Raw genomic sequence first — 17,134 nt, forward strand, 5'->3', positions numbered from 1 at the left:
TCATGACATCGAAGTTAAAGTCACCAAGATGGTGGATCTATCACATACTTGTCGGCGGATTTGCTATATTAATGCTGTATCCAGTTATTTGGCTCCTCATGAGTTCCTTTAAACCTAGTGATACAATCTTTATTACTGCGAAATCACTCATCCCAGATCCTTGGATTTGGACCAACTTTGCAGAAGGGTGGAAAGGGATTGGCGGCAATTCCTTTGGGGTGTTTATTAAAAATACAGCCATTCTGGTGGTTATTACACTAATTGGACAAGTAATATCCTCTGCCTTTATTGCCTTTGGATTTGCACGATTACAGTTTAAAGGAAAAGCACTTTGGTTTGGAATCATGATGGTTACCTTAATGCTTCCACACGATGTGTTAATGGTTCCTCAATATATTATTTTCTCGAAGCTTGGTTGGCTTAACTCCATTAAGCCACTCGCTATCCCAGCATACTTTGGACATCCGTTCTTTATTTTCCTCCTAGTACAATTTATTAGGACGATACCGAGAGAGTTAGATGAAGCAGCGATTATCGATGGATGCGGCACCTTTAAAATATTTACAAAGATTATTTTGCCACTAATTAAACCAGCATTAGCTACGGCATCGATTTTCTCATTCTATTGGACTTGGGAATCCTTATTAGGACCAGTGTTATATTTAAATAGCCCGTCAAAGTATACTGTTTCCATGGCATTAAATATGTTCCTGAGTAATGAAACAGTTTCTAACTGGGGCTCCATGTTTGCGATGTCGGTTGTCACGTTAATTCCTGTATTTGTTATTTTCTTTCTCTTTCAACGTCATGTTGTGGAAGGAATCAGTACGAGTGGACTTAAAGGCTAATAGGTACATCAAATTCTGGAATTTGTCTTATTCCTTTGCCACTTCATAAGAGGGAGTGTAAGCAAATCCGAAGTGGCAAAGAAATGTATGAATACGGAATAGTTTTTAGTGGGAAAAAGGAGGATGACTAATGGAAACTTCTGCTTTTATGGGCGGTTTTTATAAACTATTGGAATGGATATCAAGACTGGCTTTCTTAAACATACTTTGGATTTCATTTTCCTTATTAGGACTTATCCTTTTTGGTTTTTTTCCAGCAACAGTGGCTATGTATTCGGTTGTTCGAAAGTGGATGTATGGAAAAGAAGATGTATCTATATTTAGGACCTTCTGGACTGCATATAAACAGGAGTTCGTAAAAAGTAATCTTCTAGGATTGATTATTTTTACGATCGGAGTCATTTTGTATATCGATTTTCACTTTGTAATTCAAGCAACGAATAGCTTCGTGTCGATCCTTTATATTCCATTTTTATTAATTTCTTTTATCTTAGTTTGTATGGTGTTTTATATTTTTCCAATGTTTGTACATTATGATATGAAAATTAGTCAGGTGATTAAGAATTCATTTTTTGTGATGATTATGAATCCTATTTCAACCTTTTACATGTTAATTGGTAGTTTTGGTATTTGTTTTGCGCTATCTTATGCACCGCCAATCTGTATCCTTTATAGCGGAAATCTGCTCGCTCTATTTATCATGAAACCTGCAACCATGGCCTTTGAGAAAATAGAACAAAAATCAAAATTACTACTACAAGGACAGTAAAATCCGGGCTCTCAGTTTATTGAGACCCGTTTTTTAATGACTTGCCTAAACCATTCAGAGAGAAGGGAATGTAATGGAGAAAGATGTTTCAAAACAAGTACTACTATGGAAATCAACAAACATCAAAGATGATGATAGAGATGATTCTCCTAATATAGAACTGTTTTTATTAGACGGGGAAGGCTCCCATCCAGTCATGATTATAGCACCGGGAGGAGGCTACTCTCATCGAGCAAGCCATGAGGCTTATCCTGTTGCTAATTGGCTCAATTCAATAGGTATTTCTGCCATTGTTCTTAATTATCGTGTCGCCCCTCATAAACATCCACTTCCACTTCATGATGCTCAAAGGGCGATTCGAATGGTAAGATACCATTCTACTAATTGGAGGATCGATCCAAACCGGGTAGGGATATTAGGATTTTCTGCCGGAGGACATTTGGCATCCACCGCAGGAACACATTTTGACTTAGGAAATCCAGTGGCCGAAGACCCTATAGAACGGATTAGCTGTCGGCCTGATGCCACGGTTCTTTGTTATCCGGTGATCACAATGGGAGAATCGACTCATGCGGGAAGTAAGCTAAATATTTTAGGTGAAAACCCAAGTGAAAAACTGATTTATCTGTTATCGAATGAGTTACATATTAATGAACATACACCGCCAGCATTCCTTTGGCATACAGCTGATGATGCATCAGTAGACGTGGAGAACAGCTTCCTCTATGCAAAAGGGTTAAGGAGAAATTCCGTTCCTCTTGAACTACATGTATTTGAAAGTGGTCCACATGGATTAGGGTTAGCGGAGGATCATCCAGAAGTAAAAGTTTGGCCAAAGCTTTGTGAAAAATGGTTAAGGAAAAGGGGATTCTAAACCTTAACTGTGATTTCAAGAAAAATAGGAGGGAAATATGCTATCAAAAGATGAGATAAGGATTCGTGATCCTTTTATCCTTACCGACCATGATTCAAAAAGCTATTATTTGTATGGAACAACAGATGCAAATGTTTGGGAAGGACAGGCGACAGGATTTGATGCCTATAAAAGCAGAGACTTAGTAAACTGGGAAGGTCCATTTCCCGTTTTCCGACCGGACGCATACTTTTGGGCTAATCAGCAATACTGGGCACCTGAGGTTTATTTTTATCATGATCAGTATTATATGTTTGCTAGCTTTAAAGGGGAAGGAAAATGTCGCGGTACTCAAATCCTAGCTTCAGAACATCCATTAGGTCCGTTTTCACCTCTTTCAGAACATCCGATTACTCCCAGTCATTGGGAATGTCTTGATGGGACGTTATTTATAGATAGTAACGAAAAACCATGGATCATTTTTTGCCACGAATGGATTCAGGTTCAAGATGGAGAAATCTGTGCCCAACGCTTATCACTTGATTTTCAATCGACAGTAGGCGAGCCATATTTTTTATTCAAAGCGTCAAGTGCAAACTGGGCAGTCCCGGTGAGAGGGGAGACGGAATATATCACAGACGGACCTTTTCTGTATCAAGATCAAAAAGGACGGTTACAAATGCTATGGTCAAGTAGAAGTCCTAAAGGGTATGCGGTTGGAATGGCTATATCAGAATCTGGTGATATCCGTGGGCCGTGGGTTCAGGAGAAGGAAGCTTTATTAGACGAAGATGGCGGTCATGCGATGCTATTTAAAACTTTTAATGATGAATTAAAATTAGCCATTCATTCACCCAATCGATCCCCAAATGAACGACCAGTATTCTTATCTGTTTCAGAGCAGGATGGAAAACTAGTTGTAGAAAAGTGAAAGAAAAAACTGTGTACCAATTTTGGTTAACACAGTTTTTCTTTACTCTAAAAAATTTAATTAATCAGTGCTTGTAGGGGTGCGGGAATTCTTCCGCCGCGATTGATCATTTTTTGTGAGCTGAATGGATTTACACCCATAACCGGTGCTCTCCCAAGAAGTCCTCCAAATTCAACCATTTCCCCTTCTTGTTTTCCAGGCACAGGGATAACCCTTACTGCTGTTGTTTTTTTGTTAATCATTCCGATGGCAGCTTCATCTGCAATCATTGCGGATAGGGTAGCAGGGGTAACATCTCCAGTTATGGCAATCATATCAAGTCCAACTGAACAGACGCATGTCATTGCTTCAAGCTTTGATAAGCTTAAAGCACCGTCTATAATTCCACGAATCATTCCATTATCTTCGCTGACGGGGATAAAAGCACCGCTTAATCCACCAACATATGAACTGGCCATGGCTCCACCTTTTTTCACTGCATCATTCATAAGGGCCAAGGCTGCGATCGTTCCATGAGTACCCACGCGCTCAAGACCAATTTCCTCTAAAATTTCTGCCACACTATCATTAATGGCGTTGGTAGGAGCCAAAGAGAGATCCATAATTCCAAACGGAATGCCAAGCCGCTTGGCTACCACTCTACCGATAAGCTCACCTGCACGTGTAATCTTGAACGCTGTTTTTTTGATAATATCAGATACTTCTCCAAGGTCAGCTTGAGGGTGTTTTTTTAACGCGTTTAATACGACACCAGGGCCGCTAACACCAACATTTATAACAGCTTCGCCTTCTCCAGCTCCATGAAAAGCTCCTGCCATAAATGGATTATCTTCAACCGGATTACAAAATACGACGAGCTTAGCACAAGCAATTCCATTTTGATCCTTTGTCCGCTCGGCTGCTTCTTTGATAACATATCCTAATTGCTTAACCGCATCCATATTGATACCTGTGCGAGTGGTGGCCACTGAAACAGAGGAGCAAACTCGCTCTGTTACACTAAGGGCTTCTGGCAAGGCTTTAAGTAGGGTCTCATCACCTTTAGAAAATCCTTTGTGAACAAGTGCAGAGAATCCTCCGATAAAATCTACACCTAATTGCTTTGCGGCTAGGTCAAGCGTTTTTGCAAGCTCCACGGTTTGTTCAACGGTTGCACTTCCTAGGATTTCAGCAATCGGGGTAATAGATATACGCTTATTAATAATCGGAACCCCAAATTCCTTTTCTGCTTCTTCTGCTACTTTCGTTAAATCCTTAGCATAAGTAGTTATTTTATGAAATACATTTTGCTGCATTTTATGGAAATCGGAATCCGCACAATCACGGAGACTGATTCCCATTGTTACTGTTCGGATATCAAGGTTTTCCATTTGAACCATTCGTATTGTTTGAAGGATTTCATCCATTGCAATTGTCATATACAGTCACCACCTAACTAAATTCTATGCATTGCTTGAAAAATCTCTTCAAGCTGAATGTTTATTTTTAAGTCCATTTCCTCTCCAACTAAATCCAGTTGGTCACGGAGTTTTGACAAATTTTCATTTCCAGTCACGTCAATAATCATCATCATGGTAAAAAAATCTTGTAAAATTGTTTGGCTGATATCCAAAATATTCATATTATTTTCAGCGAGAATAGATGTCACTTTTGATATAATGCCAACCTTGTCCTTTCCAATCACACTTACCACTGCACGTCTTCTTTCCATTCGTTCCACCTCATTATTTTTTTGAAATAAAAAAAAAGATTGGAGTATCTCCAATCTCGGGTAAGAAGAGTGTGCAAAATATTATTATGCAAACATTCTCTTCTGTCCTTTTGCCTGAGATTGTGAATCCTTCGGCGCCGTATACATACGGTCTCTCCAGAAGCTGCTCCGGTAATAGTTTGATCCACTACCATCATGGCGGCTGTATTGAATTAAGTTAGATATTATCAATAAATAATAATTCAGTCAATTAAAATTTGTGAAAAGTAAAAAAAGACCATGTCGATTTTGACTTTTCTGAAAATTGTTATTGAAAAATGGTAAAAAAGAACATATAATCAAAAATGAGCATAAACGAGCAAAAACATCCACGTTTATGAATGAATGTAAACGATTTATGAAAGCGCTCTATTTTGGGAGGTGAGGCTTATACATAATAGAGGAAAATCTACTAGATACTGAATTTCTATTTTCCTGTAACAAAAAAAAGCAAGAAAAAAGTACGATTCAGGGGGACCCACGACCAAATGGAAAAAACCCCTAAATCATACCTCTATTTGAGTATGCCTAAAATTATATAGAATTTTAGAACTCATTTTTATGGTATGGCAAAACAGACTTTTTTTCAAGTATTTTAAAAAATGACTATTATTCTAGGAAATTATTATTTGGAGGTTTTGATACCATGAAAATTATGAAGAAATTTCACATTATATTATTCGTATTACTCTTAACTTTATTAAATGCTTGTAGCAGTGGAGAGAGCTCTTCTACCAATGCTACGGATGAAAATAATACTGATGATAAAGAAAAACAACTTAAGATCGGGTTGACCGTTCCAACTTTAGGGAATCCATTCTTCGTAGCCATGTCCAAAGGGGCTGAAGAAGTTGCTGCTAAGTATGATGCTGAAGTCATTACAGTGAGTGCAGATCATGATCTGGCAAAGCAAACGGCTCAAATTGAAGACTTTATTACAAAGAAAGTGGATCTCATTTTGCTAAGTCCATTTGATTCGGCTGGGATTGCAGGTGCAGTTAGTCAAGCAAAAGCAGCTGGAATTCCAGTTGTCGCTCTTGACGGTTTTGCAGAAGGCGGTATCGACTCAGTTGTGATGTCAGATAATGTTCAAGCGGGGAGATTAGCTGTCGAGTACCTAGTAGAGCAATTGAATGAAAAAGGAAATATTGTCATTATTGATGGACCTCCTGTATCAGCTGTCAGAGATCGAATTAAGGGCTTTAATGAAGTGATAAGCAAATATCCTGACATTAAAGTGGTTGCTAACCAGAACGGTGAAGGTAACCGTGAGAAGGCGCTAACTGTAATGGAAGGAATATTATCTGCCAATAAGAAAATTGATGCCGTTTTTACCATTAATGACGAAGAAGCTGTCGGAGTACAAATTGCTCAAGAACAAGCTGGTAGAGAAGATGAGTTCTTTCTCGTAAGTGTTGATGGTGCTCCTGCTGCAGTTGATGCACTGAATAAAGGTGGTAGCTTTGCAGGTACTTCAGCACAGTTCCCTAATCAAATGGTGATTGATGGTGTAGCTTTAGCATTAAAAATAATAGACGGAGAGAAAGTAGACTCAGAAGTTCTTATCCCTACTGAATTCATTACTCAAGAAAATGTTGATTCATATAGTGGGTGGTAATCAGTACCCCTCGCAATGAAAAGATAAACATAGTGCTCTAATATCGAGCACTATGTTTACACCAAATGTAATGTAGGGAGGGGCAGTAATGAACGGAACGAAAGAGAAACAAACGAAGCATCAATCTATAAATGAACAACCTATTATGAGTATGAAGGACGTATCAAAGCAGTTTTCTGGTGTGAAGGTGTTACAAAACGTTGATATTGAACTTTTTAAAGGGGAAGTTCATGCATTAATGGGTGAGAATGGTGCAGGGAAATCTACTTTAATGAAAATAATGGCAGGTGTGTATCAGCCTGATGGCGGATCGATCGTCTACAAAGGTGAAGAAGTGCAGTGGAATCATCCCATGGATGCTAGAAGCAAAGGCATTAGTGTTATTCATCAAGAGATAAGCTTATCGCCCAACTTATCCATTGGAGAAAATATATTAATGGGTACCAGGTTAAAGAAAAATAGAATGGGCTTAATTAGCTGGAACGATATTTATGAAAAAGCTGAAAAAATTTTAACTTCCATTGGCTCTTCATTGGATCCTCGAGCGGATGTTAGTTCATTAAGTGTCGCTCAACAACAAATGGTGGAGATTGCTCGTGCATTATCACTTAACTCAGAAATATTAATTATGGATGAACCAACCGCCTCTCTAACAGATAAAGAAATAGAGAAGCTTTTTATAATCATAGACGAATTAAAAAGAAAAGGTGTTGCGATCGTTTACATTTCTCACCGAATGGACGAAATTTTTAAAATTTCCAATCGTTTTACCGTACTTCGAGATGGTCGTTTGGTCACAAGCGGTCCAATATCGGAAACAAATCCTACGCATCTAGTAAAACTTATGGTAGGAAGAGAATTAAATGAGCTGTTTGTAAGAGAGAGAAGTGAAAATGATACAGGAGCGAAGATTCAACAACCAGTACTCGAGTTGAAAGGTGTCTCCGACAAAAAAATCGTGAAAAATGTCTCGATGAAAATTTATCCTGGGGAAATTGTTGGTTTAGCAGGACTAGTTGGAGCTGGTAGAACAGAGCTCGTGAGAACCATCTTTGGATTATCTGAATTGTCTGAGGGCGAAATAATCATAGAAGGTAACTTGGTTCAAATAAAGAATCCAATTGATGCAATAAAGCTAGGAATCGCCCACGTACCTGAAAGCAGGAAAGAACAGGGTTTATTACCCAATCTATCTGTCAAAGAGAATATCATGATGGCACAATATCCTCTGTACCGTAAATTTGGGCTTTTACAATACAAGAAAATCAACCGTGAAGCGGATCGTTATATTGAGGAACTTGGAGTCAGAACGGCATCAAAAGAACAAAACGTAATGGGCCTTAGCGGAGGAAATCAGCAGAAAGTCGTAATTGCAAAATGGCTTTCCATTGGTCCCAAGGTACTACTGCTCGACGAGCCTACACGTGGGGTAGATATAGGTGCGAAAACAGAGATTCATAAAATTATTAATCAACTAGCTGAAAAAGGACTTGCTGTATTGATGATCTCTTCTGAATTACCCGAAATACTTGGAGTGAGTGATCGGATCGTAGTAATGCACGAAGGCAGAATAAGAGCTGAACTTTCTCATGCGGAAGCAACACAGGAAAAAATAATGTTTTATGCTACAGGAGAGGTTAAATGATGAATATAAATGTACAATCTACTAGACCAACAGTTGTTACATTCAAAGATCGTTCCAAACAAATATTTAATCAGCTGGGCATGTTAATCATTCTTGCTTTATTAATCGTAGTTATGAGTGTGATCGCACCAAATTTCACAGATTCAAGTAATATATTAAACGTATTGAAGCAAAGCTCGATTACAGCAATCCTGGCTGCTGGAATGACGGTAGTTATTTTAACGGGTGGGATAGATTTATCTGTTGGATCGACTCTCGCTTTAAGCGGTGTAATATCTGTTTTACTTTCAAACGCTGGAGCACCTGTTGGTTTAGCGATGTTAGCTGGAGCTGGTGTTGGATATGTGGCTGGGGCGATTAACGGTTATTTAACAGCAGTACCCAAACTACCTGCGTTTATCGTCACCCTTGGTAGTATGACATATTTAAGAGGATTAGCGTATGTCATTACAGGTGGTTATCCCGTAGTTTTAGCATCAGAGAAGTTCAAGTTTATTGGAGCTGGTGAAATATTTGGAATACCTACTCCGATTTATATCATGGCCATTGTTTATCTCATCATGTTTGTCGTATTGAAATATACGATGTTTGGACGTCATGTCTATGCGATTGGTGGCAATGAAGAGGCTGCCCATTTAACAGGAATTAAAGTGAATCGTACATTAATAAATGTCTACTCGATCAGTGGGTTACTGGCAGGTATTAGTGGAGTGGTGATGGCAGGACGATTATTCTCAGGACAGCCAATGGTAGGTATCGCGTTTGAACTGGATGCAATTGCAGCTGTCGTTCTAGGTGGTACTAGTTTTGTAGGAGGTCGCGGCAGAATACAAGGTACCATCATTGGGGTGTTAATTGTGGCTGTCTTAACAAATGGAATGACCTTACTTAACGTAGATTATTACTGGCAACAAGTCGTAAAAGGGATAGTCATTGTGATTGCTGTTCTTCTTGATCGACTGCGAAGTAAAAATTAAGAATGGATGAAAAAATGGTTGTAGATAGGGGGAAATGCTACGTTTCTAATGAGGAACGTAGCATTTTTGGTTTAATCATCCACTAATTTGGTCATAAAGAATAAAAAAGTGGATGTGATTACAATGGAAGAACATGAAGGGAATTTTGCAAAAGGATTTACTTGGGCTTTGGTGATTAGTCTTCCTATATGGATAGGGATTTTTGGGATTATTAAATTCATTTCCAAGTGATGATTGTCGTGTTTGAAATTTTTTAGATTTGGGTAAAGTCCAACACGTAATTCTAGGATAGGAGCGGTATATATGACGTTAATATCTAAGATACTGTATAGTTGGCACAACTTTCGAATGAATTATCATTTTTTATTAGTGGAGAGCTGTTTGGATGATGACTTGAGAAGTAAGCTAATAAAAAAATTTGAATATCATAAAGGAAAGGTAAATCAGTTAAAAACCAACCCCCATTCACTAAGATGAATGGGGGTTGGTGACATTTGATTTACGCACTAATCTTAACAACTTTCCCTTCTTTACGTTTCTTCGCATATTCAGCAGTAGCTGTATAAAGGACGTCAGAAGATGAGTTAAGAGCCGTTTCACAAGAATCCTGTACCACACCGATGATGAAACCAACTGCAACTACCTGCATGGCCACATCATTCGAAACGCCAAATAAGCTACAAGCTAAAGGAATAAGTAGAAGTGAACCACCAGCAACACCTGATGCACCTGCAGCGGAAACAGCAGATAATACACTAAGGATAATGGCAGTACCAATGTCTACTTGAATACCAAGCGTGTGAACAGCTGCAAGAGTCAGAACAGAAATCGTAATCGCAGCACCAGCCATATTAATTGTTGCACCTAGTGGGATAGAGACAGAATACGTGTCCTTATCAAGATCTAGTTTTTCACACAATGTCATGTTGACAGGAATATTTGCCGCTGAGCTTCGAGTGAAAAAGGCAGTAATTCCACTTTCTTTTAAGCACTTAAACACTAATGGATATGGATTTGTACGAACATTTACATAAACAATGATTGGATTCACCACAAGAGCCACAAAGAACATGCAACCAACTAAAACTAGAAGTAATTTTCCATAGTCTAAAAGAGCAGATAGTCCGTTTGCTACAATTGCATCATACACAAGACCCATAATACCAATCGGTGCTAAGTTAATTACCCATTTAACGATTTGAGAGATCGCACTTGAAAAGCTCTCTAGTAAGTTTTTTGTAGAGTCATTAGCACTACGTAAAGCAATACCAAGAAGGATAGCCCAAGTTAGAATACCAATATAGTTGGCATTTATTAAAGCATTTACTGGGTTATCAACAATATTAAATAATAATGTTTGTAAAACTTCTACAATTCCACCAGGAGGTGTAAGGTCCTCAGCCCCTGATGTAAGTGTTAAGCTTACTGGGAAGATAAAGCTTGCCACAACTGCAACAAGTCCTGCTAAAAATGTACTGGCAGCATACAACCCGATAATAGATTTCATATTGGTTTGTTGACCACTTCTGTGCTTAGAAATGGCATGCATAACTAGGAATAAAACTAACACTGGGGCAACAGCCTTTAGTGCCCCTACGAATAATGAACCGAAAATAGATACCCATTTTGTCGCATCCGGAATAGCTAAAGCAAGGATGATTCCGATAATCATACCTACAAGGATTCGTTTAACAAGGCTCACTTCGTTCCACTTAAGAAAGAGATTTTTCATTTGACCCTCCAATTTTATAATATTATTATGAAGACTAAGAACAAAGCTATTTTGCTTTGCTGCGTTAATATCTGTTAGTTTAACATGAATATTATAAATTGTGAAACAAATTATTATATTGAAATATTAGAATTTTTGTTTAATTTACCTTTATAGTGTTTAGTTATAAATATTTAAATGTTCAGAAAATTATACAAATATTACTCACAAAATAATAATCTTGATTTTTAGTGTTATAGGAACATCTTCAGTCATACACTTTTCTTAATAGTATTTCAAAGGAGATGAAGGGTATGATCCATGAGATGCAAAAAGCACTTCTACTCGCGGAAAATATAAAGGGTTTTATTTGGTTTGTTGAAAAACATAAAAACAGCTTTATGGTAGAATCAGATAAAATGTATCAAGTAAAACTATTTATTAACGAATATAAATTTAAAATTATTGCGGATGAACTTCATAGAATCAACCAGTTTGAATGGGACGGAAAGTACACACACTATTTAGTTGATAGTTTTCAAAAAGGAATCGCCACTATTGATGAATATGTAAAACTTAACTACAATGATTTGTTTATATTGACCGCCAGACTGTATACACTTAAGAATCTTAGCCATTCTTTTCAAATTCATTAGTCTATTCAATTACATAAGAAAAATTAGAATGTGTTTGGTTAACCCGAAGTTTGTGTTAAAATGAAATTCCTTGGCAGGGGCATTATTTTGTATATTTGAATGTGTGAGGAGCAGGGGGCTAATGTATAGTCCCCTGCTTTCTTGTTTTTTATGAAGAAACTGGATCGAAGTTCATTAAGTCATATTATTATTTAGAGAGTGTTACAATTCTACTATTAAAAAGATGATAAATCATAGCTTCTCCGTAAAAGTGACGAAAATGATCTTGTTTTTTAGTTTATAGTGTAGGTATTTTTAAAAATACCCATGAATTATAATCTAATTACAGATATTTCTGAACATTCTTGAATATTCCTTCTCCGCTTATTTTGACTCCATTCTATAAAGCTTCCTGGTAATTTTTCTCTTATGTTTTGAAAGCGGATACAAAAAGTAGGAGTTAACTGTTTGAGTTTTTTTAGTGGAGGTGAAAGGTTTATTTTTATTATTTATTGACACAAATTGTTACGAACTAATTTTACTCTCAAGGTTTAGGAGATTCGGAATGTTGCAATTAAACATGGTTAAAAGGGGGACTAAAAATGAAAAAGTTTTGGAAATCTATTTGTTCGTTTAGTTTGATGTTAATTTTAGTGATAGCTTTGTCAGCTTGTAATACGGAAACTTCTAGTAGTAATGATAAAAATGATGGTGACGGTGATAAAGAGGTTATAAAAATTGGAGCTATTTTTGCCGAAACCGGTCCTGCTTCTACTTTAGGAAAAACTCAGGCGAATTATGTGAAGCTCATCCAGAAACAATTAGATGAAGCAGGATCTATCAATGGAAAGAAAATTGAAATTATTATGCAAGACTATGAAACGGACGATACAAAAGCTGTGATTGCTGCAGACAAATTAATTTCAGAAGGGGTAGTTGCGGTTGTTGGTGCCACTCAAGCTAGTACCTCAATGGCAATCTTACCCAAAATTTCTAGCGAGGGAATACCACTAATGACAGTGGCTCCTGTTAATCCTGAAGCGAAGGATATTTATCAAATGGCACCAAGTAACTTAACGAATGCTAACTTAATAATTGAATTCTTAAAAGAAAATAATATTTCAAAAGTAGCCTGGATTAATGCTCGTGATGGGTTTGGAGTAGAAGGTCTCCCTTCCTTTGAAAAGGTAGCAAAAGAAAATGACATAAAAATCGTAGCACATGAGGAATTTGATGCAACTGCTACGGATATGACGGTTCAATTAACAAATATTCGGAAAGAGAATCCAGAGGCAGTAATCGTTTGGTCAAGAACACCAGGTGCTGGAATCGTAGCTCGTAACTTTAAAGCTCTCGGATTTGATATCCCTATGATTCAATCTTCTGCCTCTGCAAATAAAGGATTCTTAGACCAAGTGAAAGATAATAATGAAAATATCTACGTAATTGGTAGTAAATTAAGTGTTGTTGACCAATTACCAAATGGAGAGCAAAAAGACAGATTAGAAAAGTTCCGTGAAGATTATCGTACAATGTTTAATAGTGATCCTGATAATTTTACCGCACATGCTGCGGATGGGTTTCATCTATTAATTGAGGCGATTAAAGCAGGAAATACCACCTCTGAAGATATTCATAATTACTTAAAGAAAGAAGTCAATAAGTATTCTGGGTTAACGGGTTCATTTGAATTACAATCCGATTATGTAGGACCTTACGAAGATGGATTTTCAGTTCTTGGTATTGAGAATAATGAATGGAAGTATTATGAGTAGAAATAGTTCCATCGGTGTTTTTTTAAAGAGTATCTAAATGGTAAGAATAAAAAAGACCAATGGCAGAAACATAGGCTCTGCCATTGGTATTAAGAAAGGAGTACCACCATGGAATTACTCATGCAATATATCGTAACGGGGCTAACAGTTGGAAGTATCTATGCTTTATTAGCCATCGGTTTTGTGACTATCTATAACATTACCGGCATATTAAACTTTGCCCAGGGTGAATTTGCGATGATTGGTGCGCTGACTTGTATTACTTTTGCGAATGCTGGACTACCAATGTATGCATCTATTATTTTAGCTATCCTTATCTCAGCTACCATAGGGTTAATAGTGGAACGTACGGCTATTCGACATGCTAGAAATACATCAGTCATTATCTTAATCATTATTACAATAGGAGTTTCCACCTTCTTAAAGGGAATGGGATTAATTATATGGGGGACCAATCCGAAGCAACTTGCTCCCTTAATTAAAATGGAACCCATTCATTTTATGGGTGCTGTTATTAACCCTCAAAGTATTTTTATTTTCATCGTTTTATTGATTCTGTTAGCTGTACTATACGTATTCTTTGAAAAAACTTATATCGGTTCCGCATTAAGAGCTTGTGAAAAGAATCCACGTGCCGCGAAACTTATGGGGATAAATACAAGTACCATGTCAGCCTTGGCTTTCACTTTGGCTGCCGCATTAGGGGCTATTGCTGGTATTTTGATTACCCCTATTACTGACGCAACGTATGAAATGGGATTTCTAATTGGTGTTAAAGGATTTGTTGGGATGGTCATTGGTGGGATGCATAGTATTCCAGGTGCTGTAGCAGGCGCTTTAATTGTCGGTTTGTTGGAAACCTTTTCTGGAGGTTTTATCTCCACGTTTTATAGTGATGCGATAACATTTCTCGTATTGATCCTTGTTTTATTTTTTAAACCGAATGGAATATTTGCAAGAGCTTCAGGTGAGAGAGTCTAGTAGGGGGGAAATAGATGTCGAAGCTAGAAAAAGTCTTATATGGAAATCGATTGAAACCTATCCTATTTTTAGTGGGACTTATTTTGATTTTACCACTCGTAGTAAAGTCTCCGTATATTTTTACCATTTTAATCTTAATAGGAATTTATTCGATCGTCTCTCTAGGTTTATGTCTGTTAATTGGTTACGCAGGACAAATATCCCTCGGCCATGCAGCCTTTTTTGGAATAGGAGCTTATACGTCGGGTGTGTTAACTACTAGTTTTGAGCTTTCACCCTGGTTAGCACTTATTATAGGAATGGTTACTACTTTTTTTATCGCTTATATAATTGGAATACCTATTTTAAAATTGAAAGGACATTTTTTAGCTCTTGCAACACTTGGAATTAACATCATATTTTATATTTTAATTTTAGGTCTTAATCAGTTAACAGGTGGAGCCGCTGGCTTAATAGGGATACCTTCCTTGTCTTTATTTGGATTACCGCTTACAGATAAATTATTTTTCTACTTCTTTGTATGGACGGCTGCTGTTCTTGTTCTATTATTATCACTAAATATCGTCCGTTCTCACGTTGGGAGAGTGTTAAGAAGCATTCACGATAGTGAAATAGCAACAGAGACACTTGGAGTGAAAGTGGAGAATTATAAAGTTGCTATTTTTGCATTAAGTGCTGCTTTTGCATCGCTAGCAGGAAGTATGTATGCTCACTATATTACCTTTGTTGCCCCACCTACATTTTATATAACAAAATCAATCCTGTTTTTAATTATGGTAATGGTTGGAGGGGCAAGCTCCGTTTGGGGTGCGATTCTAGGAACAACAGTTATTATGTTTTTGAATGAGATCATTCGCTTTGTAGGACACACTTATTTTGGTATTAGTGGAGAAGTAGAGATTGTTGTTTACGGATTAATTATTATTTTGATTATGATGTTTTTACCAAAAGGGCTGATGCATGTTATTTCAAAACCGATTCAAAAGTTTAAGCACAAAAAGAAAGTAAGTGTTAAGACTCATAAAGATATGATTTCTCAAAAAGGAGTTTAATAGGTCATGTCAAAACTACTTGAAGTAAGAGGATTAACAAAACGATTTGGTGGAGTTACAGCGGTCTCTGATATCAGTTTTGATGTAGGGGCTGGAGAAATCGTAGCAGTCATTGGACCAAACGGTGCAGGCAAAACAACTTTATTTAATATGATTTCTTGTTTTCTTTCTCCGACAAATGGAGAAGTATACTTCAAAGGTAATAAATTGACAGGACAAAAGATTCCCCAACTAGCTCACTTAGGGATATCAAGGACATTCCAGAATTTACAAATATTTAACAATTTGACTGTCCTTGAAAATGTAATGATGGGTGCTCATGTCAAGTTGAAAACCAATGTGGTGAATGCTGCCTTCCGACTCCCAAGGATTTTAAAGGATGAAAGAATTGCCTATGACCTAGCGTTAGATGCGATTCATTTAGTTGGCCTAGAAGAATTAATGTTCGAACAGGCAGGCCAGTTATCATATGGCCTTCAAAAGCAGTTGGAGTTTGCAAGAGCCATTGTTTATAAACCAGAACTAATTATGTTAGATGAACCAATGGCAGGTTTGAATGATTACGAAACCAGTCGAATGGCAGGTTATATTAAAAAGTTGAAATCAGAAGGTAGTTCCTTTTTATTTGTTGAACATAAGATGGCGACGGTGATGGAGCTTGCTGATCGTATAATCGTCCTTGATTTTGGAAAGAAGATCGCGGAAGGAACTCCTGAAGAAATACAACAAAATGCAAAGGTAATAGCTGCCTATCTAGGAGAGGAGGTTGTCTAATGCTGAAGGTTGATGGCGTAAGTACCCATATTGGAAAAATAAAAATTCTTCATGAAATCTGTTTTCAGGTGGAAAAAGGACAAATTGTTTCTATCATCGGTGCAAACGGAGCTGGGAAAAGTACGTTGTTAAATACGCTTGCTGGACTTTATCGGCCAACATCTGGAACGATTATCCTTGAGAATGAAGTTATTAGCGGCTATCCAGCTAATAAGGTAGTTGAAAAAGGCTTAAGTCTCGTTCCGGAAGGCAGACAAATCTTTACTAACCTAACTGTAAAGGAAAATTTATTGCTTGGAATGTTTTCAAAATATTATAAGGAGAAGAAGCTAGCAGAAGAAAATTTAACGAAAATACTTGATATGTTCCCTGGTTTAAAGAAACATTTGAAAAACCTTGGTGGAAATTTAAGTGGTGGAGAACAGCAAATGTTAGCCATTGGTAGGGGATTGATGTCAAATCCTAAAATCATCCTTCTAGATGAACCTTCCATGGGTCTTGCCCCGAAAATAGTAAATGAAATACTTGATACATTAATGATAATTAAAGAGGATTTAGGAACAATGGTCATATTAGTAGAACAAAATGTGAAAGCTGCACTTAAAGTGTGTGACGAAGCCTATGTTATTGATCAGGGAAGAATGATTATAAATGGAACAAGAGACGAAATAAGCTCTAATCCTCAGGTGATCTCAGCTTATCTTGGCATTAAGTCAGCTGGAGCATAAAAAACGACAAATAGAAGATAAATAAATAGATAGAAAAGTTTCAGTTATTAATCCCAAAGAGTAATCTATGGGATTTTACTGTTTACT

The 17,134-nt window shown here is 37.2% G+C and carries 16 protein-coding genes and 1 riboswitch; of the genes, 13 read left to right on the forward strand and 3 right to left on the reverse strand.

Features of this window, described 5'->3' with window-relative positions; translation table 11 throughout:
• Window positions 1-2 precede the first annotated feature (2 nt).
• The 4 genes from ACVBAX_RS06430 (at window position 3) to ACVBAX_RS06445 (ending at window position 3,401) form a co-directional block, all read left to right on the forward strand.
• Window positions 3-848, forward strand: coding sequence for a carbohydrate ABC transporter permease (locus tag ACVBAX_RS06430; RefSeq protein WP_119707679.1), 846 nt, complete (start codon window positions 3-5; stop codon window positions 846-848).
• A gap of 130 nt (window positions 849-978) precedes the next feature.
• Window positions 979-1,617: a YesL family protein gene (locus tag ACVBAX_RS06435; RefSeq protein ID WP_447116304.1), complete on the forward strand. Its 639-nt coding sequence runs from the start codon at window positions 979-981 to the stop codon at window positions 1,615-1,617.
• A 73-nt stretch (window positions 1,618-1,690) separates the two neighbouring features.
• Entirely contained in the window at window positions 1,691-2,491 is an 801-nt protein-coding gene (locus ACVBAX_RS06440) for an alpha/beta hydrolase (protein WP_447116305.1), read from the forward strand.
• Between the two features lie 37 nt (window positions 2,492-2,528).
• Window positions 2,529-3,401 (forward strand): glycoside hydrolase family 43 protein, encoded by an 873-nt coding sequence (locus tag ACVBAX_RS06445; protein ID WP_447116306.1) that lies wholly within the window; start codon window positions 2,529-2,531, stop codon window positions 3,399-3,401.
• Window positions 3,402-3,457: 56 nt separating this feature from the next.
• Here ACVBAX_RS06445 and ACVBAX_RS06450 read toward each other — a convergent pair whose 3' ends face one another.
• Window positions 3,458-4,819 carry a DUF711 family protein gene (locus ACVBAX_RS06450; protein WP_447116307.1) on the reverse strand — a complete coding sequence of 454 codons (1,362 nt, stop codon included), beginning with the start codon at window positions 4,817-4,819 and terminating at the stop codon, window positions 3,458-3,460.
• A 17-nt stretch (window positions 4,820-4,836) separates the two neighbouring features.
• Window positions 4,837-5,112 carry an ACT domain-containing protein gene (locus ACVBAX_RS06455; RefSeq protein WP_447116308.1) on the reverse strand — a complete coding sequence of 92 codons (276 nt, stop codon included), beginning with the start codon at window positions 5,110-5,112 and terminating at the stop codon, window positions 4,837-4,839.
• Between the two features lie 92 nt (window positions 5,113-5,204).
• A riboswitch (glycine riboswitch) is annotated at window positions 5,205-5,282 on the reverse strand.
• Between the two features lie 515 nt (window positions 5,283-5,797).
• Here ACVBAX_RS06455 and ACVBAX_RS06460 point away from each other — a divergent pair.
• The 3 genes from ACVBAX_RS06460 (at window position 5,798) to ACVBAX_RS06470 (ending at window position 9,391) form a co-directional block, all read left to right on the forward strand.
• A complete protein-coding gene (locus tag ACVBAX_RS06460; RefSeq protein ID WP_447116309.1) occupies window positions 5,798-6,769 on the forward strand; it encodes an ABC transporter substrate-binding protein in 972 nt (323 codons plus the stop codon).
• An 88-nt stretch (window positions 6,770-6,857) separates the two neighbouring features.
• A complete protein-coding gene (locus ACVBAX_RS06465) occupies window positions 6,858-8,414 on the forward strand; it encodes a sugar ABC transporter ATP-binding protein (protein WP_447116310.1) in 1,557 nt (518 codons plus the stop codon).
• On the forward strand, window positions 8,414-9,391 hold the full coding sequence (locus tag ACVBAX_RS06470) for an ABC transporter permease (RefSeq protein ID WP_447116492.1): 978 nt from the start codon (window positions 8,414-8,416) through the stop codon (window positions 9,389-9,391). The genes ACVBAX_RS06465 and ACVBAX_RS06470 overlap by 1 nt, the downstream gene beginning before the upstream one ends.
• A gap of 499 nt (window positions 9,392-9,890) precedes the next feature.
• Here the strand turns inward: ACVBAX_RS06470 and sstT are convergent, their stop codons facing one another.
• Window positions 9,891-11,123 (reverse strand): serine/threonine transporter SstT, encoded by a 1,233-nt coding sequence (gene sstT / locus ACVBAX_RS06475; RefSeq protein WP_447116311.1) that lies wholly within the window; start codon window positions 11,121-11,123, stop codon window positions 9,891-9,893.
• 293 nt (window positions 11,124-11,416) lie between these two features.
• Here sstT and ACVBAX_RS06480 point away from each other — a divergent pair, with 293 nt between their 5' ends.
• The 6 genes from ACVBAX_RS06480 to ACVBAX_RS06505 all read left to right on the forward strand — a co-directional run bounded on the left by ACVBAX_RS06480 (window position 11,417) and on the right by ACVBAX_RS06505 (window position 17,047).
• On the forward strand, window positions 11,417-11,758 hold the full coding sequence (locus ACVBAX_RS06480; RefSeq protein ID WP_447116312.1) for a hypothetical protein: 342 nt from the start codon (window positions 11,417-11,419) through the stop codon (window positions 11,756-11,758).
• Between the two features lie 581 nt (window positions 11,759-12,339).
• Window positions 12,340-13,512, forward strand: coding sequence for an ABC transporter substrate-binding protein (locus ACVBAX_RS06485; protein ID WP_447116313.1), 1,173 nt, complete (start codon window positions 12,340-12,342; stop codon window positions 13,510-13,512).
• Window positions 13,513-13,620: 108 nt separating this feature from the next.
• Entirely contained in the window at window positions 13,621-14,493 is an 873-nt protein-coding gene (locus ACVBAX_RS06490) for a branched-chain amino acid ABC transporter permease (RefSeq protein WP_447116314.1), read from the forward strand.
• Between the two features lie 14 nt (window positions 14,494-14,507).
• Entirely contained in the window at window positions 14,508-15,545 is a 1,038-nt protein-coding gene (locus tag ACVBAX_RS06495; protein WP_447116315.1) for a branched-chain amino acid ABC transporter permease, read from the forward strand.
• Window positions 15,546-15,551: 6 nt separating this feature from the next.
• On the forward strand, window positions 15,552-16,319 hold the full coding sequence (locus tag ACVBAX_RS06500) for an ABC transporter ATP-binding protein (RefSeq protein ID WP_447116316.1): 768 nt from the start codon (window positions 15,552-15,554) through the stop codon (window positions 16,317-16,319).
• Complete coding sequence (locus ACVBAX_RS06505; RefSeq protein ID WP_447116317.1) at window positions 16,319-17,047, forward strand: ABC transporter ATP-binding protein; 729 nt, start codon at window positions 16,319-16,321, stop codon at window positions 17,045-17,047. The genes ACVBAX_RS06500 and ACVBAX_RS06505 overlap by 1 nt, the downstream gene beginning before the upstream one ends.
• Window positions 17,048-17,134 lie beyond the last annotated feature (87 nt).

It is taken from the genome of Robertmurraya sp. GLU-23 (assembly GCF_052983275.1).